Here is a 22,261-nt window from a genome sequence, read left to right as displayed (position 1 = left end):
GCTGTCCGCAAAGGAACAGCCTCTTTCTTTTATATTTTTTTAAGTTTAAAGGAGCCAACCATAAGAAATGATAAAATAATAATAATAAATAAGAACGTTTGTGGGGGGAAGAAGGGGACCATCAAATAGCTGAGAGTGGCCAAACATCCTGCAGCTGTAATTGGGAGTCCTGTAAAGTAACCATTGCTTTCGCTGATGTTAAAACGGGCTAACCTGAATGCGCCGCAGCTTATATAAAAAACAGTGAAAAAAATGCCAGGTCCGCCAAAATCTTGTAAAGCTCCTTGATATAGCAATAGTGCAGGTGCTACTCCGAATGATATAATATCACTCATGGAATCCAATTGCTTTCCTAATTCTGATTCAATATTAAATTTTCTGGCCGCCATTCCGTCAAAGCGGTCGGCTAAAGCTGCGATAAATATCAGCAGCAGGCTTAAGCGTAAATTCCCTTTAAGACCGTAAACAATTGCAAATCCTCCCAATGATAAATTGGTCAATGTGATGACATTGGCTGTCTGAGATTTCAATTTTTTTATTGTTTGATCAAATATGTCTAATAAAAACATTTCTCCTCACCACTCCTTTTTTAAACAAAAACGGAAGGGAATCTTTTCCTCTGTGTTATACTATATTATTTTATTCTAAGGGTTTTATGCCTTATCGTAAAGAGTAAATTTACACTTTTTGGGGGTCCTTTAATGATACAACCTTTTTATCGGCTTTTGATTGAATTAACAAATGGCAAGTGGACATCAGTCCTTTTAAGGAGATTTGCCCGCTCCCGTGTTAGTCGTTTGGTCGTTCCGTCATTCGCAAAAATTTATCACCTAAATCAAGAGGATATCGAAACACCGTTCCATGATTTCCCCACTCTTCATGATTTATTTATCAGAACATTGAAGCAGGGGGTCAGGCCGATCGAGCAGGCAGCTGATTCTGTTGTCAGCCCGGTTGATGCTGTCATCGAGGATATTGGTACAATTAAAGAAAATAGTGAAATTGAGGTTAAAGGTAAAATTTACTCAATTGAAGAAATGCTTGGGGCAACCGATCGATTGGCAAAATATTTAAATGGAATGTACATGATTCTATATTTAAGCCCAAGTCATTATCATCGGATACATAGCCCTATAGCTGGTGAAGTAACAAAGCAATGGACTCTCGGCAGCAAATCCTATCCTGTTAACAAATGGGGTTTAAAATATGGGGTCAGAACCCTTGCCAAAAACTATCGGGTTATAACCGAACTAAAAACGGAATTTGGTTTTGTTTCGATTGTAAAGGTGGGGGCAATGTTTGTTAATTCGATTGAGACCACACATCGGGGTTCAAAGCTTGACAAGGGGGAGGAAATGGCCTACTTCAGCTTTGGTTCCACGGTTGTTCTTTTATTTGAAAAGGGAATTTTTCAGGTGGATTCTACGATAGATACTCCAAAGGAAATTAAAGTCGGAGAAAAAATTGGTTTTATGAAAAAATAAGATCACGGCGCCCGAATAGCGCCGTCTTTATTTTATAAAAAAAAATAGCCCATAATGGGCATTTAAAGATCAAGAGGACTTTTTTAGTTTACTCAATAAGGAGCGTCGGTGAATTTCATTTTCAATAAGGTGAATGAAATCTGGGCTAAGATTTAATTCTCTGGCCTTATAATAGGATTCAATCAACAATTCATCTGATAGTTTCCGCACGGAAGAATTCACCTCCAATTTAAAATATAGGGTACTAATAGAATAAACGCTAACATATAATGGTACGTTCAAATGATGTACCCTAAATCTACCAAATTTACTTAAATGGAACAACCGTTCTAATTATCCACAATTATTAGTGGATAACTTGTGATTATTTTGTTTATAAATAATCAGAATGTGAATGATTCAATGGGTATAATGTTAATAAGGTTATCCACAGATGGAGAATATGGGAGAATTTGTCGAAAAATATTTTTTTATTTTCGTTTATAAATATTAAACTTTGAAACAAAGGGTAAAATTGGGTATGATGGTACAAGAAAATGAAGTGCCTTTTTAAAGGGACAAATTAATGAGGTGTACGCTTAGTGTTAAAGCACTTTTTACCAGATGAACATGTGAAAAGTATTTTGGATATACATCCAGAAAAGTTGAAAGAGCGAGGAATAAAAGGGATTATTACTGATTTGGATAATACGCTGGTCGAATGGGACCGCCCTCTTGCTACTCCTCAATTGATCAAGTGGTTTGATAATATGAAAAAACATAATATTCAAGTTACAATCGTTTCTAATAATAACGAAGTACGGGTTAAGGCATTTTCGGATCCTTTGAAGATTCCTTTTATTTTTCGGGCAAGAAAGCCGATGATTCCCGCCTTTAATAAGGCATTGTCACAAATGGGAATTAAAAAGGAAGAAGCAGTTGTGATAGGAGACCAGCTCCTAACGGATGTTTTAGGTGGAAATCGCAGCGGTTTTTATACAATCTTAGTTGTACCAGTCGCTTCAACCGATGGTTTTTTTACAAGATTTAATCGCTTTGCGGAACGAAGGATATTAAATTGGTTTAGAAAAAAAGGCATGATCCAATGGGAGGATTAAAGAGTGAGTGAACAGCAATTTATTTGTATGGGCTGCGGTGTGCAAGTCCAAACGGAAAGACCAAATGACTTAGGATATGCACCGGCTTCCGCATTGGAAAAGGAAATGATCATCTGTCAAAGATGTTTTCGGCTAAAACACTATAATGAGGTTCAGGACGTTAGTTTAACGGACGATGACTTTTTAAATATATTGAACGGGATAGGGAAAACCGATGCCCTTATTGTCATGATTGTCGATATTTTTGATTTTAACGGCAGCTGGCTGCCAGGTTTGCATCGTTTTGTCGGTCATAATAATGTATTGCTGGTCGGCAATAAAGTTGATTTATTACCTAAATCTGTGAAACACAATAAATTGATTAATTGGATGAAGCAGGAAGCGAAGGAATTAGGTCTTAGACCTGAAGCGGTATACCTTGTCAGTGCAGCAAAAGGCAGCAATATTAGCGATGTGGCTGCGGCCATTGATGAAATGCGTGCAGGCAAAGATGTGTATGTTGTCGGCTGTACAAATGTAGGGAAATCGACTTTTATTAATAGAATCATTAAAGAAGTGACTGGGGAAGAAGATGTGATTACTACCTCGCATTTTCCGGGTACCACATTGGATATGATCCAAATTCCGCTTGATGATGGCAAAGCATTAATCGATACCCCTGGAATTATAAATCATCATCAAATGGCACACTTTGTCGACAAACGGGATTTGAAAGTGATCACTCCCAAAAAAGAAATTAAGCCAAAGGTCTTTCAATTGAATGAAGGCCAAACCTTATTCTTTGGCGGGCTGGCACGATTTGATTATGTAAGCGGCGGTAGAAAATCATTTGTCTGTCACTTTTCCAATGAAATAAATATTCATCGAACAAAGACTGAAAACGCTGATGAGCTTTATCTCAGGCATGTCGGCGAAATGTTGACACCGCCCAGAAAAGACCAATTGGATTCCTTTCCGGAGCTTGTCAAACAGGAATTTTATATTAAGGAACCAAAGACAGACATTGTTTTTTCAGGTCTTGGCTGGATTACGGCAAATGAGGCGGGAGCAAAAGTGATTGCGTATGTTCCAAAGGGAGTGCAAACCCTGTTAAGAAAATCTTTAATATAAAGAGAGTGGGGAAACAGGTGAAGAAATTTTTTGCGGTATTAGGGGATCCCATTGAGCACTCAATGTCGCCCATGATGCATAATGATTTATTTTCCTTTTATAACATTGACGCCCATTATCATCCCTTGCAAGTTAAAAAAGAAGACTTAAAGGATGCGGTGAAGGGATTAAAAGCGATTGGAGCAGCAGGCTTTAATGTAACTATCCCGCATAAGAGTGCCATCATGCCCTTATTGGATTCTATTGATGACTTGGCCCAAGGTATTGGTGCCGTCAATACGGTGGTTAATGAAAATGGCAAACTTGCCGGATACAATACAGACGGTTTAGGTTTTTTGCAAGGCTTGATTCCGTATATCTCCGATTTTCAGAATAAGAAGGTGTTAATCATTGGAGCCGGTGGAGCGGCCAGGGCAATTTATTTTACTTTAGCAAAAGAAAGGCCCATTCGTGCCGATATAACGAATCGAACCATCGAAAAGGCGATAGAGTTGATTGAGAAATGTCCGTTTCCGGTTACCTCTAAAGCCTTGTCTCTAGAGGCAGCGGCTGTCCAATTGGCCGAATATGATATAATCATTCAGACGACTATGATTGGGATGCATCCAAATATATCTGCACAGCCGGTCAGCTTAGACCATCTTCGTAATCAAACAATGGTTTGTGATATTATTTACAATCCGTTTGAAACAAAATTTTTAAGTGTTGCAAGACGTCATGGGGCACGTATCCAAAATGGTTTAGATATGTTCGTTAATCAGGGAGCTCTTGCTTTTGAAAAATGGACAGGAATTTTCCCTGATGTTCAAAGGATGAAAAAAAATGTGGAAAAACAACTGGGAGGCACACAATGTTAACAGGTAAACAAAAAAGATTTTTACGTTCAAAAGCCCATCATTTGGATCCAATTTTCCAAGTTGGCAAAGGTGGCGTAAATGAAAATATGATAAAGCAAATTTCTGATGCACTGGAAGCGAGAGAACTTTTTAAAGTCAGTGTTTTACAAAACTGTGAAGAAGATAAATCGGTTGTTGCTGAGCAGCTTGCAGCTGGTGCAGGCGCGGATATTGTCCAAATTATTGGCAATACGATTGTTCTCTATAAGGAATCTCTTGAAAAAAAGCAAATTAATCTTCCGTAATTGGAGGCATATACATGAAGAAAGTTGGGATTTTAGGGGGAACGTTTGACCCTCCGCATTCCGGTCATCTCTTAATTGCCAATGAAGTGCTTTGCGCTCTCAAGCTTGACGAGATCTGGTTTATGCCAAACCAAGAGCCTCCACATAAGAAAAAAACGGATTCGGTCGATAATGATGAGCGGATTCATATGCTTCATCTTGCCATAGAAGGAAATCCATCCTTTAAAGTTGAAACAATTGAGCTAGAAAGGACAGGACCTTCCTATACCGTAGAAACGATGGAAATTTTAACATCCCGTTATGTTGAAAACCAATTCTTCTTTATTATCGGTGCTGATATGATTGAATATCTGCCTAAGTGGCATGAAATTGATAAGCTTATCAATCTTGTCCAATTTGTTGGTGTGGAGAGACCAAGTTACAGTCAAATAACTGAATATCCGATCCTTTATGTAGATGTTCCATCAATGGAGGTCTCATCCAGTCTGATCCGAGAGAGAGTAAAACAAGGTAAAACCATCCGGTATTTATTACCCGATTCTGTCATTCGGTACATAGAGGAGAATCAATTATATGGAACGTGAGCAGGCCTTAAAAATAGTAAAAGACCAATTAACGGAACATCGGTATCAGCATACGTTAGGGGTAATGGAAACAGCTGTCATGCTAGCGGAACGGTATGGGGCAGATGTTCAAAAGGCTGAATTAGCCGCTATTTTTCATGATTATGCCAAGTTTCGCCCAAAGGATGAAATGAGACAGATTATTTTAACAGAGGGGTTTCCAGCTGATTTAGTTGAATATAATGGTGAATTATGGCATGCACCTGTGGGAGCCTTTTTAGTTGAAAAAGAAGCCGGTGTTTCAGACCCTGATGTACTAAATGCCATCCGTTGGCATACATCCGGCAGGCCGGGCATGACATTGCTTGAAAAAGTAATTTATTTAGCAGATTACATCGAACCTGGAAGGCATTTCCCAGGCGTTGATGAAGTAAGAGAGCTGGCAAAAAAAAATCTGGATCATGGATTGATAAAAGCCATTCAAAACACTATTTTATTTTTAATGAAAAAGAATCAACCTATTTATCCTGATACTTTTCAAACCTATAATGATCTTGTTAAAAACTGGAGGATTGATGAATGAACAATCAAGAATTACTTAAAATAGCCGTAAAAGCAGCGGATGACAAACGGGCAGAGGATATTTTAGCTCTTAATATGATGGGGATTTCACTTATCGCAGATTATTTTATTATCTGCCATGGGAATTCTGATAAGCAGGTACAGGCCATCGCAAGGGAAATGAAAGAAAAAGCTCAAGAAAACGGGTATGAAGTAAAAAGGATGGAAGGCTTTGATGAAGCAAGATGGGTCCTCATAGATTTAGGGGATGTTGTTGCACATGTCTTCCATCGTGATGAACGAAGCTACTACAATTTAGAGCGTTTATGGGGAGATGCACCTTTAGAAGACCTTCGCAGCGAGCTGAATACATGAGCTATGAACATTTTGCCTACCTATATGATCAACTGATGGAAGAAGCCCCTTATGATCAGTGGGTTTCCTTCGTAAGAGAAAAAGTGGAAAAGTATCCTTTGGATGGAAATCAATTGCTTGATTTGGCTTGTGGCACAGGGGAGCTTTCGGTCCGCCTTGCAAAAGCGGGGTTTGATGTCACAGGAATTGATTTATCGGAGGATATGCTTGCGGTTGCACAGGCAAAATCAGAAAATTTTCAGACCTCGATTTCATTTTTTCAACAAAACATGGTGAATTTAGAAGGTCAGGGACAATTTGATATCATTTGTATTTTTTGCGATTCTCTTAATTATTTATCTACTGAAGAGGAAGTCATTCAAACGTTTTCAAGTGTGTTTCAGCATCTGAAACCGGACGGACTCTTTCTTTTTGATGTACACTCTATCTTTAAAATAACACAGGTATTCGCGAATCAAACATATACATTAAATGATGATGACTTAGCCTATATTTGGAACAGCTTTCCTGGTGAATTTGCCAACAGCGTGGAACATGAACTGAGCTTTTTCGTTTTGGATGAAAGGTCAGGTAAATATGACCGTTATGATGAACTTCACTTCCAACGAACATTTCCTACCCAAACCTATCAAAAATGGTTGGCTGAAGCGGGATTTGAATTAGTAGAAGTTTGTGGCGATTTTGAAAATACTCCGCCTGATACCCAATCGGAACGAATTTTCTTTGTTCTTCGCAAAAATAAAAAGCCATCTTTATAAAAAAGATGGCTTTTAAAGCAGGATTCTGTCTGTTCATGCCGAATTACTGATTAGAGAACTGCAGATTTACTTTTTCTAAATCCTCCTCGAACTTTGCGTGTGTCGCCTTAAAAACCTGTTCAAAGACGTCTCCAATTTCTCTTTCCAAAATTTTTATTCCTTCACCGGTTATGCCGCCTTTTACACATACTTTTTCCTGCAGGGATGGCAACGTATAATGCCCTTGTTTAATTAATTCTCCCAGGCCGACAATCATTTCACTTGCCATGGTTGTAGCTGTGTTTTCATCTATATCCGTTTCTTTTACAGCTGCCGTAACAAATCGCTGTAATAAATAGCTAAAGAAAGCCGGACCGCAGCTTACAATATCGGAAGCAATTCTAGTTATTTTTTCATCAATTAAAACCGGAACTGAAATTTTCGTAAATAAATCCATCACTTTTGTTTTCCAATCCTCACAGCATTGATCTCCGTACGTAATTAATGAAACTCCTGATAAAGCACGATTCGTTATGCTTGGAATCACCCTAATTGTGGAACAGGATATATTTTTTTCAATTTGCATGGTACTTACCGGGCTGGTTATTGAAATAAGACACTTGTCTTTCGTTAAATAAGGGTCTAACTCCTTTAAAAGATTATAAATTTCTAAAGGCTTTACACAAATAAATAGCAAATCGGATTGAGATGCAACCTTTACAGCATCGTTCTCAACCCTAATGTCGTTATATTTATCTTTAAGCAACAAGGCTTTAGCTTTTGTTCGATTTGTAATAATCATTGAAGAAGGGGAAATGGCCTTTCCGTCAATTAAAGCCTCCACCAAAATCGTCCCCATATTTCCGGTACCGATGATACCTATATTCATTGTTCCGACCCTCCTTCGCATGCAAGTTTCTCTTATAACAATATGAAAATCAGTAGTGAAATATACCTTTAGAAAGGATGGTTCATTTGAAAGACTGGTTTATTCAGCATAAGTTTTCTTCTTTACTTGCCGTTATTCTTGTTTTAGGAGGGATTTATTATTTTTATTTTAACGACCCTTCACCTCCGGTTAATCCTTCATTAAATGAAGCTGAGCTTTCGAATTCAGCCAATAAGGAGGTGACTCCAGAAAAAACGGCACCTGTTGAGAAAAGTAAGGAACCGATTATGGTGGATGTAAAAGGTGAGATTAAACATCCTGGTGTTTATCAATCGAGCATGGGGGAACGTGTTATCGATCTCATTCATCGTGCAGGAGGATTAACCAATCAAGCAGATGAAAATAAAGTGAATTTTGCTCAGCATGTCCAAGATGAAATGGTCGTTTATATTCCTGCGAAAGGTGAGGTGGACGCCGTTTCAGCTGGTGGATCAAACGGAGCGGCGGCAGCAACATCCGTAAACAGTGAAAATACAAAAATTGATCTTAATCAAGCAGATGCCACAGCGTTGCAAACATTACCGGGAGTGGGTCCGGCAAAAGCCGCAGCCATCATTGATTACAGAGAAAAATCCGGGCCATTTAAAGCCATTGAAGACTTAAAGAACATAAGTGGAATCGGCGATAAAACATTTGAAAAACTAAAGGATTTGATTATTGTTCACTAAAATTCTTTGTTTGACCAAGCGGTGCATTCCCTATTACACTAAAAAAGAAAATAAAAGTTTTCTATAGGAGTGGGAGCATGGAGAGAATTTCATGGAATCAATATTTTATGGCGCAAAGCCATCTGCTTGCCTTAAGAAGTACATGCACCCGCCTTATGGTAGGGGCTACCATTGTTCGAGACAAACGAATCATTGCCGGTGGCTATAACGGTTCGATCGCAGGCGGTGATCACTGTATCGATCATGGCTGCTATGTGATTGACCATCATTGTGTTCGGACTATTCACGCTGAAATGAATGCTCTTCTGCAATGTGCCAAGTTTGGGGTTCCAACGGCCGATGCGGAGATTTATGTGACACATTTTCCCTGCCTTCAATGCTGCAAAGCAATTATTCAGGCTGGCATCAAAAAGGTTTATTATGCGGAGGATTACAAAAATCATCCATATGCTATTGAGCTTTTTAACCAAGCAAATGTTCATACCGAAAAAGTCGAATTAAAAGATCAACTCATTGATTTTCGACAGCTCAATCAGTGAAACTTTAAAGGCTGTCCTTGGACAGCCTCTTTTCTAAACTTTATAAATGGAGAACAATCATGAACGGAAAATACCTTTTTTTAGCCATTTCTTCCTTATTCGGCCTCCTCTGTTCCCTCATCTCATTCTTTCCATTTTTAATATTAACCGGGATTTACTTGTTAGTTTTAGTGAAATATAAACGGTTTTCAACATGGCATTTAGCCGTCGTGGTCGGAATCTTTCTTTTATTTCTTTTATCCGGCTCATTAGCTGCCATGAAAAATAAAACGGCTATTCCATATACAACAACCAAATTCTATATTGAATACAATCAAGATGCAAAAATTGATGGTGATTTGTTTCAGGCCATTGCGACAGAAAAGGAGTATAACGAGAAGCTCCTTATTCGTTATCAAATGAAATCAAAGTCAGAAAAAGAAGCTTTAAAAATAAAAAATTTATATGGGATACAGTGTATCGTAACGGGTGAATTGTCCCAACCTGCATTGGCAAAGAATCCAAATGGATTTGATTACCGAAAATATTTAGCTCTGGAAAATATATATTGGAAGGCAGATATCCAGGTTTCACCTATACAAACATGCATTCCAGTGAAACCTTCGTTTATGACCATGATTAAAGAGCTCCGTTTTAAAGGAATTAAATACCTCGAACATCATTTTCCCTCTGAAATGGCCTCTCTATCAGCAGCTTTAATTTTTGGTGACAGAAGCCTGCTCGACCCTAATTTACAATTGGATTATCAAAAAACAGGGATTGTCCATTTACTGGCCATTTCCGGTCTACATGTTTCACTCTTGATCGGTATGGTTTTTTACATGGGAATTCGAATCGGATTAACAAGGGAATTGATGACCAAATTGCTCTTATTTACCCTTCCTGTTTATACCATTCTTACCGGAGCATCTCCATCGGTAATTAGATCAGCAATCATGATTTTCCTTGTTTTAATCACACAGATGTGGAAAAGCCGTTTGAAGCTTTTACCAATTGACGCAATAAGTCTCGCCTTAATGTTCTATTTATTTTTTGCTCCAAAAGGAATATTTGATATTGGCTTTCAATTGTCCTTTTCTGTAAGTATTGGAATTATTTTATCGGCACCATTTATTTTAAGGAAATACCCAAATAATATTTTAGGCATGTTGACTACATCATTAATTGCCCAATTATCTGCTTTACCATTTCTGCTGTATCATTACTTTGAAACATCCTTTATTAGTATTGTGGCTAACCTGATCTATATACCGCTTTTTTCCTTTGTCTATTTACCGGGATTATACCTTTTGTTTATTGCCCAGCTTTTATTTGATGGGATTCCCCATTTTATCATCATTTTTTTTGTGAAGTTAATTACCTTTTCCAATCGGCTCATCGGAACCTTGTCCACCAATTCCGTTTTACATTTTGTTCCGGGAAGGCCAAACTGGTTTATGATCATCGCCTATTTAGTTGTCATCTTTACGATTTTTTTTGTTTGGGAAACGGTCCCTTATCCTAAAAAGAGACGCCCAATCTTTTTTTTATTTTGCCTGCTACTTGGTTTTCAACCCACATGGAACTGGCTAAATCCATCTGGGGAAGTAACCATGATTGATGTAGGACAAGGGGACAGCATTCTCATTCATCTTCCTTTTGGGAAAGGGAATTATTTAATTGATACAGGAGGTACGCTTAGCTTTGAGGAAGAAAATTGGCGAAAGCATGCTTTGCCCTATGAAGTGGGAAGGGACGTGGTGGTCCCCTTCTTAAAAAGCAAAGGAATCACAAAGCTGGATAAACTTATCCTTACACATGGTGATATGGACCATATTGGCGGAACCTTTTCACTCATGAAGGAAATCAAAATTAAGCAGATCATCATGCCGTCTGTTACCGACCCATCAGAAATGGAATTAAATATTATCAAGGAGGCGGAAAAGCGAGGAATTATCATCACAAAAGTATCGTCAGGAATGCAATGGAGAAACATCAATAGCCTTTTTTTCGTACTTTCACCTGAAAAAAAATATACGGGGGAAAGAAATGGCGGATCCGTTACTATTTTTGCCAAAATTGGTGGTCTCAATTGGTTTTTTGGCGGAGATCTTAACCAGGAGGGAGAGTTAAAAGTGATCAAGAAATATCCGAAGCTCAGGATTGATGTTTTAAAGGCCGGTCATCATGGGAGCAGAACTTCAAGTGCTGAAGGCTTTATTAAGCAGATAAAGCCTAAAGTCGCATTAATCTCCGCCGGGGAAAAAAATCGATTTGGTCATCCGCATAAAGAGGTTTTAGAGATTTTTAAAAAAGAGAAAATCAAAATTTACCGGACGGACCAACAAGGTGCAATTTCTTACAGCTTTTTTCATGGAACAGGAACCTTTACTACCTTTTTACCATAGGATGTAGCATTCAAAAAAATCATATAAAAAAGCAAAGAGACCACAACGGCTGCAGTCCCCAATTTTCTATTATGTAGCTGGGCATTTACGAACCAATTAGCTTGATGACTGTTGCGATAATAAATATAAGAGCAAAAAAACCAAATGAAACCCCAAATCCTACTCCAGAATCGATTGCATCGTTACGTTTACTTTGCACATCTTTTTCAAATTCATTCACAGTTTACCCCTCCTATTTCACATTATAGTATATGATAATTGTTTGAAAAAAATCAAGTGTCCTAATAGCTGCTTTCCTTTACTGACAAGAGTTGTCACAAATAGTTTATCCCTAAAAGGTCAAAATAAAATTACAAAAGGAACTCCGCCGGGCAATAAAAGATCCTAGGGCTGTTGTTGCAGGCGTTCATTATAGATCGGGAATTGGTGTCTACCTACAAGTCGGCCAATTCCCTTTAAGTACTTGTCAAAACGGACAAGCTTCTTTACGATAGGAAAGGAACGTTTTTTGTAAGGGAGCGGTGGCCAATATGGTAGTAGATATTTGGAAAAAAATAAAAAAAGGGGATATTGCTCCCGTTTATTTATTGTACGGAACCGAAGCATTTTTAATTAATGAAACAAAGCAAATGATTCTTACGCATCTATTAACGGAGGAAGAGAAGGACTTTAATTTTTCTGCGTATGATTTAGAGGAAACCCCCGTAGAAATTGCTTTAGAAGACGCAGAAACTTTTCCTTTTTTAGGCGATAGAAAAGTAATTTTTCTACATAATCCTTCATTCTTAACGTCTGAAAAATCGAAAGAAAAAGTTGACCATAATTTAGGACGATTAGAAACCTATTTGAAGGAACCTGCTCCATATTCTGTTTTGGTTATTTCAGCACCATATGAGAAGCTGGACGAACGCAAAAAAATTACGAAAGAATTAAAAAGAACTGCGGCAATCGTTGAGGCAAAAAAATTAAATGAATCGGAGTTAAGGGTGTGGCTGAAAGAGCGGGCCAAAGGATATGGAATTGAAATAGAGCCTGATGCTCTCGATTTAATGTTGGCCATGGCGGGAACTAATATGTTCATGCTGACAAGTGAATTGGACAAGCTTGCTTTATATGCCAATGATGAAAAAAGAATTAATGCGGCATTAGTTGAAAAATTAGTTTCTAAATCTTTGGAGCAAAATATTTTTTCATTAATTGAAAAGGTCGTACAGCGAAAATTAGATGAAGCCCTAAGGATCTATTTTGATTTATTAAAGCAAAATGAAGAACCCATTAAGATTTTAGCGCTGCTGGCTAATCAATTTAGATTAATTTACCAGGTAAAGGAGCTTTCCCGAAAGGGGTATGGACAGCAGCAAATTTCCGGTTTCCTTAAGGCGCACCCTTATCGGGTAAAGCTTGCGGCAGGCCAAGCGGTAAAATTTACCGATGAAGAATTAGCCGGTTTAATGGGACTAATAGCGGAAGCGGATTACCAGATGAAAACGGGCGGGATGAACAAATCATTGCTTATTGAAATGCTTTTATTTAAGTTAAATAATAAATAAAAAAACGATTCCTGTTAAGGGAATCGTTTTTTAATGCTTTTTTAATTATAGCGAATTAGCTTTTTTTGCAAGACGGGATTTTTTACGGGCAGCAGCATTCTTATGGATAAGACCTTTTGCAGCAGCCTTGTCTAATTTACTTGCAGCAGCTGCAAATACTTCTTTAGCAGCAGCACCGTCATTATTTGAAATCGCAGCTTCTACTTTTTTCACAGCTGTACGCATTGCAGATTTCGCAGTTGTATTTTGAGCATTACGAACTTCGCTTGTTTTAACACGCTTAATCGCAGATTTAATGTTAGGCATTACTTTCACCTCCTACAAAGAATCGAGACTATATGAACTCGACTTAACATTCATAAATAATAATTCAGAACAAGAGATATTTTATCAAACGAACGTCCATAATGCAATACTAGAATTATTTGTTGCATGTTTTAATGAAGAACAGGGAAAAATAGGAAATGGTTTCTAATTTGCGGAATGTTGAATGGGAGCGATGTTGATATGAAAGAAGCGGTAGATTTAAGTAAATACTCTGTTCGAACAGATTTAGCAATTGAAGCAAGAGAAATGGTTCTGGCTGGTACTGTCCAGCAGGAGGAAAATCTATCACAAATTGAAGGTGTCATCATTAAAGAAAAAGATGTAGATGACATCAAAATTTCATTAGTTGAAGTGACAAAAGAAGGTGAAAAACAGCTTGGAAAAAAAGCTGGAAGATATTTAACCGTAGAAGTCCAAGGAATACGAGGGCAGGATACTGAGGTGCAGCAGAAAGTTGAAGAAATTTTTGCCAAAGAATTTTCGCATTTTCTTACAGGCTCTGGCATTAAGAAAAGTGATTCCTGTTTGGTTGTGGGACTTGGCAATTGGAATGTGACGCCTGATGCGCTGGGGCCGATGGTATGTGAAAATTTATTAATTACCAGGCATTTATTTCAGCTGCAGCCTGAAAATGTCGAAGAGGGATACCGTTCTGTTAGTGCCCTTTCGCCAGGGGTCATGGGTTTAACAGGTATTGAAACCAGCGATATCATTTTCGGTGTTGTGGAAAAAACAAAGCCGGATTTCGTCATTGCCATTGATGCATTGGCTTCAAGATCAATTGAAAGAGTGAATTCCACGATACAAATTTCGGATACAGGTATCCACCCCGGCTCCGGGGTAGGGAATAAACGAAAAGAATTGAGCAAGGAGACCTTGGGTATTCCGGTAATTGCTATCGGTGTTCCAACGGTTGTCGATGCCGTATCCATTACCAGTGATACGATTGATTTTATTCTGAAGCATTTTGGCAAAGAGCTTAAAGAGGGGAATCGGCCATCAAGATCGCTGGCCCCGGCAGGCATGAGCTTTGGGGAACGCCGGAAGCTGACAGAAGAGGACTTACCGGAAGAAAAGCACCGAAAAACCTTTCTTGGGATGATTGGCACTTTATCTGAAGATGAAAAAAGAAAATTAATATATGAAGTTCTTTCACCGATTGGCCATAACTTAATGGTAACGCCCAAGGAAGTGGATGTTTTTATTGAAGATATGGCTAATTTAATTGCAAATGGGTTAAATGCTTCCCTGCACAGTAATGTCGATCAGGAAAATGCCGGCTTTTACACAAAATAGGTTCTATTAACTCTAGTAGGACAATAGGATTTACTAGAGTAGAACAAAAAACGATATAGAGGGGCATTTATATGAAAATGTTTCTGTTTAAAACCCTTGTTATTGCTGCACTGATGTCCATTTCCGTTTTGGCGGGGATGCAAATGGCGAACGATGGCATTCATAAAATAAAAGGCCAAAATGGCGATTTGAAAACGGTACAAAGTAATGATTCAAGTGCTTCTTTAGGAAATAATCTGACCAGCCATGATATAGAGGCAAAAAAGAAAAAGCTTGAGGATATTAACTCCTTTAATCTTTTTTCTTCTATGGGAAAGAAAATGGCGGATGGAATTTCAAGTGCCACCGAAAAAATGGTCGATAAAATAATAAAATAATAACAAAACAAGCGGTGCCACGTTGTGGAGCCGCTTTTTTAGTTTTAATTGAATCTTGATTACTCTACTGCTATAATCAAAAATAGTGTACATGTGCGAGTATAGTAGGAGTGAACGTCATGAACAGAGAACAAAGACTTAAACGACAATCAAAAATTAGAAATTTTTCAATTATTGCCCATATTGACCATGGGAAATCAACATTAGCTGACCGTATTTTAGAAAAAACCAATGCGTTATCCTCTCGTGAAATGAAGGATCAGCTTTTGGATTCAATGGATTTGGAGCGGGAACGCGGGATTACGATAAAGTTAAATGCCGTCCAATTAAAATATAAAGCAAAAGATGGTGAAGAATATATTTTCCATCTTATTGATACACCCGGACACGTCGATTTTACGTATGAGGTCTCAAGGAGTCTTGCAGCATGTGAAGGGGCTATTTTAGTCGTCGACGCTGCACAGGGAATCGAAGCACAGACACTAGCGAATGTTTATCTTGCCCTGGATAACAACCTTGAAATTTTACCGGTTATCAATAAAATTGACCTGCCAAGCGCAGAACCTGAACGCGTTCGGAGTGAAATTGAAGAGGTTATTGGTTTAGATGCGTCAGAAGCCGTTTTAGCCTCTGCCAAGGCCGGGATTGGGATAGAAGAAATTCTGGAACAAGTGGTAAAAACCGTACCTGCACCAACAGGTGACCCGGAAGCTCCGCTTAAAGCCTTGATTTTTGATTCATTATACGATGCATATCGAGGTGTTGTTGCTTATATTCGGGTTGTCGATGGAACTGTTAAGGTTGGCGACAAGATTAGAATGATGGCAACAGGAAAAGAGTTTGAAGTAAATGAAGTCGGCGTATTTAATCCGAAAGCTGTATTACTGGATGAATTAACAGTTGGAGATGTTGGCTTCTTGACCGCTTCGATTAAAAATGTCGGCGATACACGTGTCGGGGATACCATTACCAGTGCTAAAAAGGGAGCTCAAGAACCCCTTCCTGGTTACCGCAAGCTTAATCCAATGGTGTATTGCGGGCTTTATCCAATCGATACGGCGAGATTTAATGATCTTCGAGAAGCACTTGAAAAGCTGCAATTAAATGATTCTGCTCTTCAATTTGAACCTGAAACCTCTCAGGCACTTGGTTTTGGCTTCCGCTGCGGTTTCCTGGGTCTGCTTCATATGGAAATCATTCAGGAACGAATTGAACGTGAATTCAAAATTGATTTAATTACAACTGCCCCGAGTGTTATCTATCATGTTTACATGACGGATGGGACCCAGTTGAATGTTGATAATCCGTCTAATATGCCGGAACCGCAAAAAATCGACCGCGTCGAAGAGCCTTACGTAAAGGCAACCATGATGGCACCAAATGATTATGTTGGAGCGATTATGGAGCTTTGTCAGTTTAAGCGCGGCATTTTCATTGATATGCAATACCAAGGGGAAAATCGGGTCAGTATCGTTTATGAAATTCCATTGGCAGAGATTGTTTATGATTTCTTTGATCAACTAAAATCAAGCACAAGGGGCTATGCTTCGTTTGATTATGAACTTATCGGTTATAAACCATCCAGCCTAGTAAAAATGGATATCTTGTTAAATGGTGAAAAGGTGGATGCTCTAAGCTTTATTGTCCATAAGGATTTTGCCTATGACCGCGGAAAAATCATTGTTGAGAAATTGAAGGAACTGATTCCAAGACAGCAGTTTGAGGTTCCTATTCAAGCGGCAATTGGACAAAAAATTGTTGCGCGTTCAACCATAAAAGCGATGCGGAAGAACGTTTTAGCGAAATGTTACGGCGGTGACATCTCTCGTAAGCGTAAATTACTAGAGAAGCAAAAAGAAGGGAAAAAGCGGATGAAACAAGTCGGATCCGTTGAAGTACCGCAGGAAGCGTTCATGGCTGTGTTAAAAATGGACGATAACAACAATACCAAAAAATAAACTAGAAGGGGTTAGGACAAAGTCCAGCCTCTTTTTGTTACGAATAATGAAGGTGATTTAATGATTAAAGCGGCCTATCTCCATATTCCCTTTTGTGAACATATTTGTCATTACTGCGACTTTAATAAAGTGTATTTACAAGGGCAGCCTGTGGATGAATATTTAAAGGCGTTGGAACAAGAAATGATTTGTACGCTGAAAGAGTTTCCCACGGACGGACTGGAAACCATTTTTGTAGGTGGCGGAACGCCTACATCTCTAAATGAACAGCAGCTATACAGCTTTTGCGAAAGCATCAATCGGAACCTGCCAAAGGGGAAGAATCTTGAATTCACGTTTGAAGCAAATCCCGGAGATTTATCAAAGGGAAAATTACAAATATTAAAAGATGCGGGTGTCAATCGTATCAGCCTGGGTGTACAGACCTTTAATGATGACTTATTAAAAAAAATTGGACGAGTGCACCGGGCAAAAGATGTATTTTTAACAGTTGAAAATTTAAAAGCGGTAGGCTTTGCGAATATTAGTATTGACTTAATTTTTAGCTTGCCGACCCAGACGATTTCCGATTTTAAAGAATCTTTAACACATGCCTTTTCGTTAGATATTCAGCATTATTCTGCCTATTCCTTGATTATTGAGCCAAAGACGGTATTTTATAATCTGCTGAGGAAAGGAAAGCTTCTAACACCGGGTGAAGATATTGAAGCCGCGATGTATGAACTTCTGATGGAGGAAATGACCCTTAACGGCTTTAGGCAATATGAGATCAGCAATTTTGCCAAACCCGGCTTTGAAAGCAGGCATAATCTGACCTATTGGAATAATGATTATTATTATGGATTTGGGGCTGGAGCGCATAGTTATCTAAATGGGCGAAGAAGGTCTAATATCGGTCCTTTGAAAAAATACATGGAAAAGATTGCTCAAGGTGTCCTTCCTACTTTAGAAGAACATCAGGTTACGAAAGCAGAACAAATGGAAGAAGAAATGTTTTTAGGTTTACGAAAAACCGATGGCGTATCTGTTGCCAATTTTGAAAATAAATTTGGAAAAAATCCTTTGGATCTATTTAATAATGAAATAAAGGAATTAGTTAATAAACAATGGTTAGAAGTGGATAAGGAAAAAATTTATTTAACAAAAAGAGGACGCTTGTTGGGTAATGAAGTATTTCAATCCTTTTTGGGCGTTGTCTAGCTACAGCCCCTGACCAAGGCGCCTCCGCTTTTCTGATTCAAATGATTGACACCATCTACCCTTTTTGATAATTTATTAATAGAATTAGCACTCAGCTGTAATGAGTGCTAACAGAGGTGATGCTTGTGTTAACAGATCGTCAATTATTAATTCTTCAGGTTATTGTTGATGACTTTATTCGATCTGCACAACCTGTCGGCTCCAGAAGTTTGTCAAAAAAAGTGGAAATACCATTCAGTTCTGCAACAATTCGCAATGAAATGGCTGACTTGGAAGAGTTAGGGTTTATTGAGAAGACCCATACGTCCTCAGGGAGGGTTCCATCAGAAAAAGGGTATCGGTATTATGTCGATCATTTACTCTCGCCTCAAGATTTGAATGCGAAGGATATTTCGATCGTCCAATCGATTTTTGCTGAAAGGATTTTTGAGTTTGAAAAAATTATTCAAAAATCCGCAAAAATATTATCTGAATTAACAAATTACACTTCGATTGTCCTTGGCCCGGCTGTCAGCATAAATAAATTAAAAAAAATTCAAATAATCCCTTTAAACAAGGAAACGGCAGTGGCAATCTTTGTGACTGATACAGGTCATGTAGAAAACCGGACATTTTATTTGCCGCCTACTGTGGATGCAAGTGATTTGGAGAAAGCAGTTAATATTCTAAATGAACGTTTAGCCGGGGTTCCCTTAGAGGAATTGAACGGTAAAATTTATAAGGAAGTAGCCTTACTGCTTAGGCAGCATATTCATAACTATGATTTTATGATGCAAACAATCACGGAATCATTGAAAATGCCGGTGAATGATAAACTTTTCTTTGGCGGTAAAACAAACATGTTAAGTCAGCCGGAGTTTCACGACATTTCAAAAATAAAAAGCCTGTTAACGATGATTGACCAGGAAGAGTGGATTTACAATTTTATTCGAAAAAACTCAGCAGGTCTCAATGTCAAAATTGGCAGGGAAAATAATAATAGTGCCATGGAAAATTGCAGTTTAATCACGGCTACTTATGCAGTTGGAGCGGAAAAATACGGCACGATAGCCATACTTGGTCCAACCAGAATGGAATATTCTCGGGTAATAAGCCTGCTTCAATTATTCAGCCGGGATTTAACTGAAGTCCTTTCCAAGCTGTATCAAAATAAATAACAGAGGAAATATTGTTTAAGGTGGGTACAATATACACCGAATTCTGCGAATAGAAAAATGCCTATATATTGAGCAGCCTTTGAGGGAGGTGAGTAAGTTGCCAAATGAAAAAAATAACACCATTAATGAAGAAGTGAATGCACAGGCAAATGAAACGGTAGAACTTACCGAGGAAGAATCTGTTGAAGCTGTATTTGATGAGCAGCCGGATGTTCAAAATGACATCAATCCAACCGATTCCCAAGCTCAGGAAATTGACATGCTAAAAAATAAGCTGGAGGAAGCTGATAATCGTTATTTGCGCCTTCAAGCTGATTTTGATAATTTCCGCCGCCGGTCGAGATTAGAAGTTGAGGCGAGCGAAAAATATAGAGCTCAAAAATTGATTTCTGATTTATTACCTGCTTTAGATAACTTCGAAAGAGCATTAAATATGGAAGCCGATAATGAACAAACCAAATCCTTGCTTCAAGGCATGGAAATGGTTTACCGCAGCATGGTAGAAGCCCTGAAAAAAGAAGGCGTGGAACCAATTGATGCCGTCGAAAAAGAATTTGACCCGCATTTACATCAAGCTGTGATGCAAGATCATGATGAAAATTATGGTTCGAATATTGTCTTAGAGGAATTTCAAAAAGGTTATTTATTGAAGGACCGAGTTATCAGACCATCTATGGTAAAAGTGAATCAATAATGATTACATATTATTTATGAGGAGGAAAAGGTAATGAGTAAAATCATTGGTATTGACCTTGGAACAACTAATTCATGTGTAGCTGTTCTTGAAGGCGGAGAACCAAAAGTAATTCCAAATCCAGAAGGAAACCGTACAACTCCATCTGTTGTATCCTTCAAAAATGGCGAACGTCAAGTCGGAGAGGTAGCAAAGCGCCAAGCTATTACGAATCCAAATACAATCATGTCGATTAAACGCCATATGGGTACAAGTCATAAGGTTGAAATTGAAGGAAAAAATTACACTCCACAAGAAATCTCTGCTATCATTCTTCAATATTTAAAATCTTATGCAGAAGATTATCTTGGTGAACCTGTAACAAAAGCAGTTGTTACTGTTCCTGCTTATTTTAATGATGCAGAGCGCCAGGCGACAAAGGATGCAGGTAAAATTGCCGGTCTTGAAGTGGAACGTATTATTAATGAGCCGACTGCTGCTGCGCTGGCTTATGGATTGGATAAAACAGAACAAGATCAAACCATCCTTGTTTATGACTTGGGCGGTGGTACGTTCGACGTTTCCATCCTTGAACTTGGTGACGGCGTATTTGAAGTAAAAGCAACGGCCGGGGATAATCGTCTTGGTGGGGATGACTTTGACCAAGTGATTATTGATTATCTTGTAGACCAATTTAAAAAAGAAAACGGCATTGATCTTTCAAAAGATAAAATGGCTTTACAGCGTTTAAAGGATGCAGCTGAAAAAGCGAAAAAAGATTTATCGGGTGTTGCTTCAACGCAAATTTCCCTTCCATTTATTACCGCAGGTGCAGCAGGACCACTTCATTTAGAAGTAAACATGACTCGTGCGAAATTTGATGAGATATCCGCACACCTTGTAGAACGGACAATGGGACCTACACGTCAAGCATTATCTGATGCCGGTTTATCGCCAGCCCAAATTGATAAGGTAATCCTTGTTGGTGGTTCTACTCGTATTCCTGCTGTTCAAGAAGCGATTAAAAAAGCCACTGGAAAAGAACCACACCGCGGTGTAAATCCGGATGAAGTCGTTGCAATGGGTGCAGCGATTCAAGGTGGAGTTATCACTGGAGATGTAAAAGATGTAGTATTATTGGACGTTACTCCACTTTCACTTGGTATTGAAACGATGGGCGGAGTATTTACAAAATTAATCGACCGTAATACAACAATCCCAACATCAAAATCACAGGTGTTCTCTACTGCTGCTGACAATCAAACAGCTGTAGACATCCATGTTCTTCAAGGTGAACGCCCAATGGCTGCTAATAACAAAACATTAGGACGTTTCCAGTTATCTGATATTCCGCCGGCACCACGTGGAATTCCGCAAATCGAAGTAAACTTTGACATTGATAAAAACGGAATTGTGAATGTACGTGCGAAAGATCTTGGTACAAATAAAGAACAGCAAATTACCATTAAATCATCAACGGGACTTTCTGATGAGGAAATTCAAAAAATGGTAAGAGAAGCGGAAGAAAATGCTGAAGCTGATAAACAGCGTAAGGAAGAAGTCGAGCTTCGTAATGAAGCAGATCAATTAGTCTTCACGACAGAAAAAACATTAAAGGATCTTGAAGGAAAAGTGGATGCTGCCGAAGTCGCAAAAGCAACAGAAGCAAAAGACGCTTTAAAAGCAGCGATCGAGAAAAACGATTTAGACGAAATCCGTGCGAAAAAGGATTCCTTACAAGAAATCGTTCAGGCCCTAACGGTTAAGCTTTATGAAGAAGCTGCAAAACAAGCACAAGCGGGTCAAGGTCCTGAAGGCGGTTCAACAGCAGGAAATCATGACAATGTTGTTGATGCCGAATTTGAAGAAGTAAAGGACGATAAGTAAAACAGAAAAGCGGAAGCGCCTTGATCAGGGGCGACAAGCATAAGACGAGCCGGCGAGAAGGTTGCCTTTTACCTTCTTGACGGATTGGCTGTAGACCATCGAGCCCCTAGGCGCTGAAGCTAGACAGTTATCCATCTTCAAAGTATTTTCTTGGTATGTTAGCGAAAAAGTCAAAGTCAGAAGGCTTTGACTTTTTCTATGTTAGTATCAAAACTGTTTTTTATT

The 22,261-nt window shown here is 38.6% G+C and carries 24 protein-coding genes and 1 pseudogene; 20 read left to right on the top strand and 5 right to left on the bottom strand.

The genetic code is table 11. The annotated features are described in order from the left end of the window. Window positions 1–29: 29 nt before the first annotated feature. Window positions 30–569, bottom strand: a complete 540-nt coding sequence (pssA, locus tag ACZ5XR_RS20665; protein WP_464498317.1) for a CDP-diacylglycerol--serine O-phosphatidyltransferase — start codon at window positions 567–569, stop codon at window positions 30–32. Between the two features lie 132 nt (window positions 570–701). On the opposite strand from pssA, the gene ACZ5XR_RS20660 reads away from it, so the two are divergent. Further along, window positions 702–1,484 carry a phosphatidylserine decarboxylase gene (locus tag ACZ5XR_RS20660; RefSeq protein ID WP_464498315.1) on the top strand — a complete coding sequence of 261 codons (783 nt, stop codon included), beginning with the start codon at window positions 702–704 and terminating at the stop codon, window positions 1,482–1,484. A 69-nt stretch (window positions 1,485–1,553) separates the two neighbouring features. Here ACZ5XR_RS20660 and ACZ5XR_RS20655 read toward each other — a convergent pair whose 3' ends face one another. Continuing rightward, the gene (locus tag ACZ5XR_RS20655; RefSeq protein WP_464498314.1) at window positions 1,554–1,694 is read right to left on the bottom strand and encodes a sporulation histidine kinase inhibitor Sda; all 141 of its coding nucleotides are present in this window, start codon (window positions 1,692–1,694) and stop codon (window positions 1,554–1,556) included. A 371-nt stretch (window positions 1,695–2,065) separates the two neighbouring features. On the opposite strand from ACZ5XR_RS20655, the gene ACZ5XR_RS20650 reads away from it, so the two are divergent. The 8 genes from ACZ5XR_RS20650 to ACZ5XR_RS20615 are packed head-to-tail and all read left to right on the top strand — an operon-like array spanning window position 2,066 to window position 7,089. Next, a complete protein-coding gene (locus tag ACZ5XR_RS20650; protein WP_464498312.1) occupies window positions 2,066–2,581 on the top strand; it encodes a YqeG family HAD IIIA-type phosphatase in 516 nt (171 codons plus the stop codon). Window positions 2,582–2,584: 3 nt separating this feature from the next. Further along, window positions 2,585–3,691, top strand: coding sequence for a ribosome biogenesis GTPase YqeH (yqeH, locus tag ACZ5XR_RS20645; protein ID WP_464498311.1), 1,107 nt, complete (start codon window positions 2,585–2,587; stop codon window positions 3,689–3,691). A 17-nt stretch (window positions 3,692–3,708) separates the two neighbouring features. Continuing rightward, window positions 3,709–4,548: a shikimate dehydrogenase gene (aroE, locus tag ACZ5XR_RS20640; RefSeq protein ID WP_464498310.1), complete on the top strand. Its 840-nt coding sequence runs from the start codon at window positions 3,709–3,711 to the stop codon at window positions 4,546–4,548. Then, on the top strand, window positions 4,542–4,832 hold the full coding sequence (gene yhbY, locus ACZ5XR_RS20635; RefSeq protein ID WP_464498309.1) for a ribosome assembly RNA-binding protein YhbY: 291 nt from the start codon (window positions 4,542–4,544) through the stop codon (window positions 4,830–4,832). The genes aroE and yhbY overlap by 7 nt, the downstream gene beginning before the upstream one ends. A gap of 14 nt (window positions 4,833–4,846) precedes the next feature. Continuing rightward, window positions 4,847–5,416 carry a nicotinate-nucleotide adenylyltransferase gene (locus ACZ5XR_RS20630; RefSeq protein ID WP_464498308.1) on the top strand — a complete coding sequence of 190 codons (570 nt, stop codon included), beginning with the start codon at window positions 4,847–4,849 and terminating at the stop codon, window positions 5,414–5,416. Next, the gene (gene yqeK, locus ACZ5XR_RS20625; RefSeq protein WP_464498306.1) at window positions 5,406–5,978 is read left to right on the top strand and encodes a bis(5'-nucleosyl)-tetraphosphatase (symmetrical) YqeK; all 573 of its coding nucleotides are present in this window, start codon (window positions 5,406–5,408) and stop codon (window positions 5,976–5,978) included. Before ACZ5XR_RS20630 ends, yqeK begins: the two co-directional genes overlap by 11 nt. Continuing rightward, window positions 5,975–6,331, top strand: a complete 357-nt coding sequence (rsfS, locus tag ACZ5XR_RS20620) for a ribosome silencing factor (RefSeq protein ID WP_464498305.1) — start codon at window positions 5,975–5,977, stop codon at window positions 6,329–6,331. The genes yqeK and rsfS overlap by 4 nt, the downstream gene beginning before the upstream one ends. Further along, window positions 6,328–7,089, top strand: coding sequence for a class I SAM-dependent DNA methyltransferase (locus tag ACZ5XR_RS20615; RefSeq protein WP_464498304.1), 762 nt, complete (start codon window positions 6,328–6,330; stop codon window positions 7,087–7,089). The genes rsfS and ACZ5XR_RS20615 overlap by 4 nt, the downstream gene beginning before the upstream one ends. Window positions 7,090–7,132: 43 nt before the next feature. Here ACZ5XR_RS20615 and comER read toward each other — a convergent pair whose 3' ends face one another. After that, the gene (comER, locus tag ACZ5XR_RS20610; RefSeq protein WP_464498302.1) at window positions 7,133–7,957 is read right to left on the bottom strand and encodes a late competence protein ComER; all 825 of its coding nucleotides are present in this window, start codon (window positions 7,955–7,957) and stop codon (window positions 7,133–7,135) included. 86 nt (window positions 7,958–8,043) lie between these two features. Here comER and ACZ5XR_RS20605 point away from each other — a divergent pair, with 86 nt between their 5' ends. The 3 genes and pseudogenes from ACZ5XR_RS20605 (at window position 8,044) to ACZ5XR_RS20595 (ending at window position 11,611) form a co-directional block, all read left to right on the top strand. Continuing rightward, window positions 8,044–8,685, top strand: coding sequence for a helix-hairpin-helix domain-containing protein (locus ACZ5XR_RS20605; RefSeq protein ID WP_464498301.1), 642 nt, complete (start codon window positions 8,044–8,046; stop codon window positions 8,683–8,685). Window positions 8,686–8,762: 77 nt separating this feature from the next. Beyond that, a pseudogene (locus tag ACZ5XR_RS20600) lies at window positions 8,763–9,209 on the top strand (ComE operon protein 2); the annotation flags it as partial. Between the two features lie 74 nt (window positions 9,210–9,283). Next, window positions 9,284–11,611, top strand: coding sequence for a DNA internalization-related competence protein ComEC/Rec2 (locus ACZ5XR_RS20595; protein ID WP_464498300.1), 2,328 nt, complete (start codon window positions 9,284–9,286; stop codon window positions 11,609–11,611). An 85-nt stretch (window positions 11,612–11,696) separates the two neighbouring features. Here ACZ5XR_RS20595 and ACZ5XR_RS20590 read toward each other — a convergent pair whose 3' ends face one another. Next, window positions 11,697–11,831 (bottom strand): YqzM family protein, encoded by a 135-nt coding sequence (locus tag ACZ5XR_RS20590; protein ID WP_464498299.1) that lies wholly within the window; start codon window positions 11,829–11,831, stop codon window positions 11,697–11,699. A 310-nt stretch (window positions 11,832–12,141) separates the two neighbouring features. Here ACZ5XR_RS20590 and holA point away from each other — a divergent pair, with 310 nt between their 5' ends. Beyond that, window positions 12,142–13,161 carry a DNA polymerase III subunit delta gene (gene holA / locus ACZ5XR_RS20585; RefSeq protein ID WP_464498297.1) on the top strand — a complete coding sequence of 340 codons (1,020 nt, stop codon included), beginning with the start codon at window positions 12,142–12,144 and terminating at the stop codon, window positions 13,159–13,161. 45 nt (window positions 13,162–13,206) lie between these two features. Here the strand turns inward: holA and rpsT are convergent, their stop codons facing one another. Then, a complete protein-coding gene (gene rpsT / locus ACZ5XR_RS20580) occupies window positions 13,207–13,467 on the bottom strand; it encodes a 30S ribosomal protein S20 (RefSeq protein WP_464498296.1) in 261 nt (86 codons plus the stop codon). A 201-nt stretch (window positions 13,468–13,668) separates the two neighbouring features. Between rpsT and gpr the strand changes: the two genes are divergently transcribed. From gpr to dnaK, 7 genes are all read left to right on the top strand, one after another. Beyond that, complete coding sequence (gpr, locus tag ACZ5XR_RS20575) at window positions 13,669–14,784, top strand: GPR endopeptidase (protein WP_464498295.1); 1,116 nt, start codon at window positions 13,669–13,671, stop codon at window positions 14,782–14,784. A 71-nt stretch (window positions 14,785–14,855) separates the two neighbouring features. Next, entirely contained in the window at window positions 14,856–15,161 is a 306-nt protein-coding gene (locus tag ACZ5XR_RS20570; RefSeq protein WP_464498294.1) for a DUF3679 domain-containing protein, read from the top strand. 119 nt (window positions 15,162–15,280) lie between these two features. Next, the gene (gene lepA, locus ACZ5XR_RS20565) at window positions 15,281–17,119 is read left to right on the top strand and encodes a translation elongation factor 4 (RefSeq protein ID WP_464498293.1); all 1,839 of its coding nucleotides are present in this window, start codon (window positions 15,281–15,283) and stop codon (window positions 17,117–17,119) included. A 60-nt stretch (window positions 17,120–17,179) separates the two neighbouring features. Further along, window positions 17,180–18,319, top strand: a complete 1,140-nt coding sequence (hemW, locus tag ACZ5XR_RS20560; RefSeq protein WP_464498292.1) for a radical SAM family heme chaperone HemW — start codon at window positions 17,180–17,182, stop codon at window positions 18,317–18,319. A gap of 125 nt (window positions 18,320–18,444) precedes the next feature. Further along, the gene (gene hrcA, locus ACZ5XR_RS20555) at window positions 18,445–19,476 is read left to right on the top strand and encodes a heat-inducible transcriptional repressor HrcA (RefSeq protein WP_464498291.1); all 1,032 of its coding nucleotides are present in this window, start codon (window positions 18,445–18,447) and stop codon (window positions 19,474–19,476) included. 97 nt (window positions 19,477–19,573) lie between these two features. Next, window positions 19,574–20,170, top strand: coding sequence for a nucleotide exchange factor GrpE (grpE, locus tag ACZ5XR_RS20550; RefSeq protein WP_464498290.1), 597 nt, complete (start codon window positions 19,574–19,576; stop codon window positions 20,168–20,170). A gap of 33 nt (window positions 20,171–20,203) precedes the next feature. Then, complete coding sequence (gene dnaK / locus ACZ5XR_RS20545) at window positions 20,204–22,036, top strand: molecular chaperone DnaK (protein ID WP_464498289.1); 1,833 nt, start codon at window positions 20,204–20,206, stop codon at window positions 22,034–22,036. The last annotated feature ends 225 nt before the right edge of the window (window positions 22,037–22,261 follow it).

It is taken from the genome of Neobacillus sp. Fa239 (genome assembly GCF_055395235.1).
The sequence above is the reverse complement of the archived record's forward strand: the minus strand, read 5'-3'. Positions and strand labels throughout refer to the sequence as shown.

Coding starts and splice junctions, on each gene's coding strand:
- rsfS (WP_464498305.1), top strand. CDS start 5,975: ATGAACAATCAAGAATTACTTAAAATAGCCGTAAAAGCAGCGGATGAC.
- gpr (WP_464498295.1), top strand. CDS start 13,669: ATGAAAGAAGCGGTAGATTTAAGTAAATACTCTGTTCGAACAGATTTA.
- ACZ5XR_RS20660 (WP_464498315.1), top strand. CDS start 702: ATGATACAACCTTTTTATCGGCTTTTGATTGAATTAACAAATGGCAAG.
- rpsT (WP_464498296.1), bottom strand. CDS start 13,467: ATGCCTAACATTAAATCTGCGATTAAGCGTGTTAAAACAAGCGAAGTT.
- ACZ5XR_RS20615 (WP_464498304.1), top strand. CDS start 6,328: ATGAGCTATGAACATTTTGCCTACCTATATGATCAACTGATGGAAGAA.
- lepA (WP_464498293.1), top strand. CDS start 15,281: ATGAACAGAGAACAAAGACTTAAACGACAATCAAAAATTAGAAATTTT.
- dnaK (WP_464498289.1), top strand. CDS start 20,204: ATGAGTAAAATCATTGGTATTGACCTTGGAACAACTAATTCATGTGTA.
- comER (WP_464498302.1), bottom strand. CDS start 7,957: ATGAATATAGGTATCATCGGTACCGGAAATATGGGGACGATTTTGGTG.
- ACZ5XR_RS20595 (WP_464498300.1), top strand. CDS start 9,284: ATGAACGGAAAATACCTTTTTTTAGCCATTTCTTCCTTATTCGGCCTC.
- yqeK (WP_464498306.1), top strand. CDS start 5,406: ATGGAACGTGAGCAGGCCTTAAAAATAGTAAAAGACCAATTAACGGAA.
- yhbY (WP_464498309.1), top strand. CDS start 4,542: ATGTTAACAGGTAAACAAAAAAGATTTTTACGTTCAAAAGCCCATCAT.
- ACZ5XR_RS20570 (WP_464498294.1), top strand. CDS start 14,856: ATGAAAATGTTTCTGTTTAAAACCCTTGTTATTGCTGCACTGATGTCC.
- pssA (WP_464498317.1), bottom strand. CDS start 569: ATGTTTTTATTAGACATATTTGATCAAACAATAAAAAAATTGAAATCT.
- holA (WP_464498297.1), top strand. CDS start 12,142: ATGGTAGTAGATATTTGGAAAAAAATAAAAAAAGGGGATATTGCTCCC.
- ACZ5XR_RS20630 (WP_464498308.1), top strand. CDS start 4,847: ATGAAGAAAGTTGGGATTTTAGGGGGAACGTTTGACCCTCCGCATTCC.
- hemW (WP_464498292.1), top strand. CDS start 17,180: ATGATTAAAGCGGCCTATCTCCATATTCCCTTTTGTGAACATATTTGT.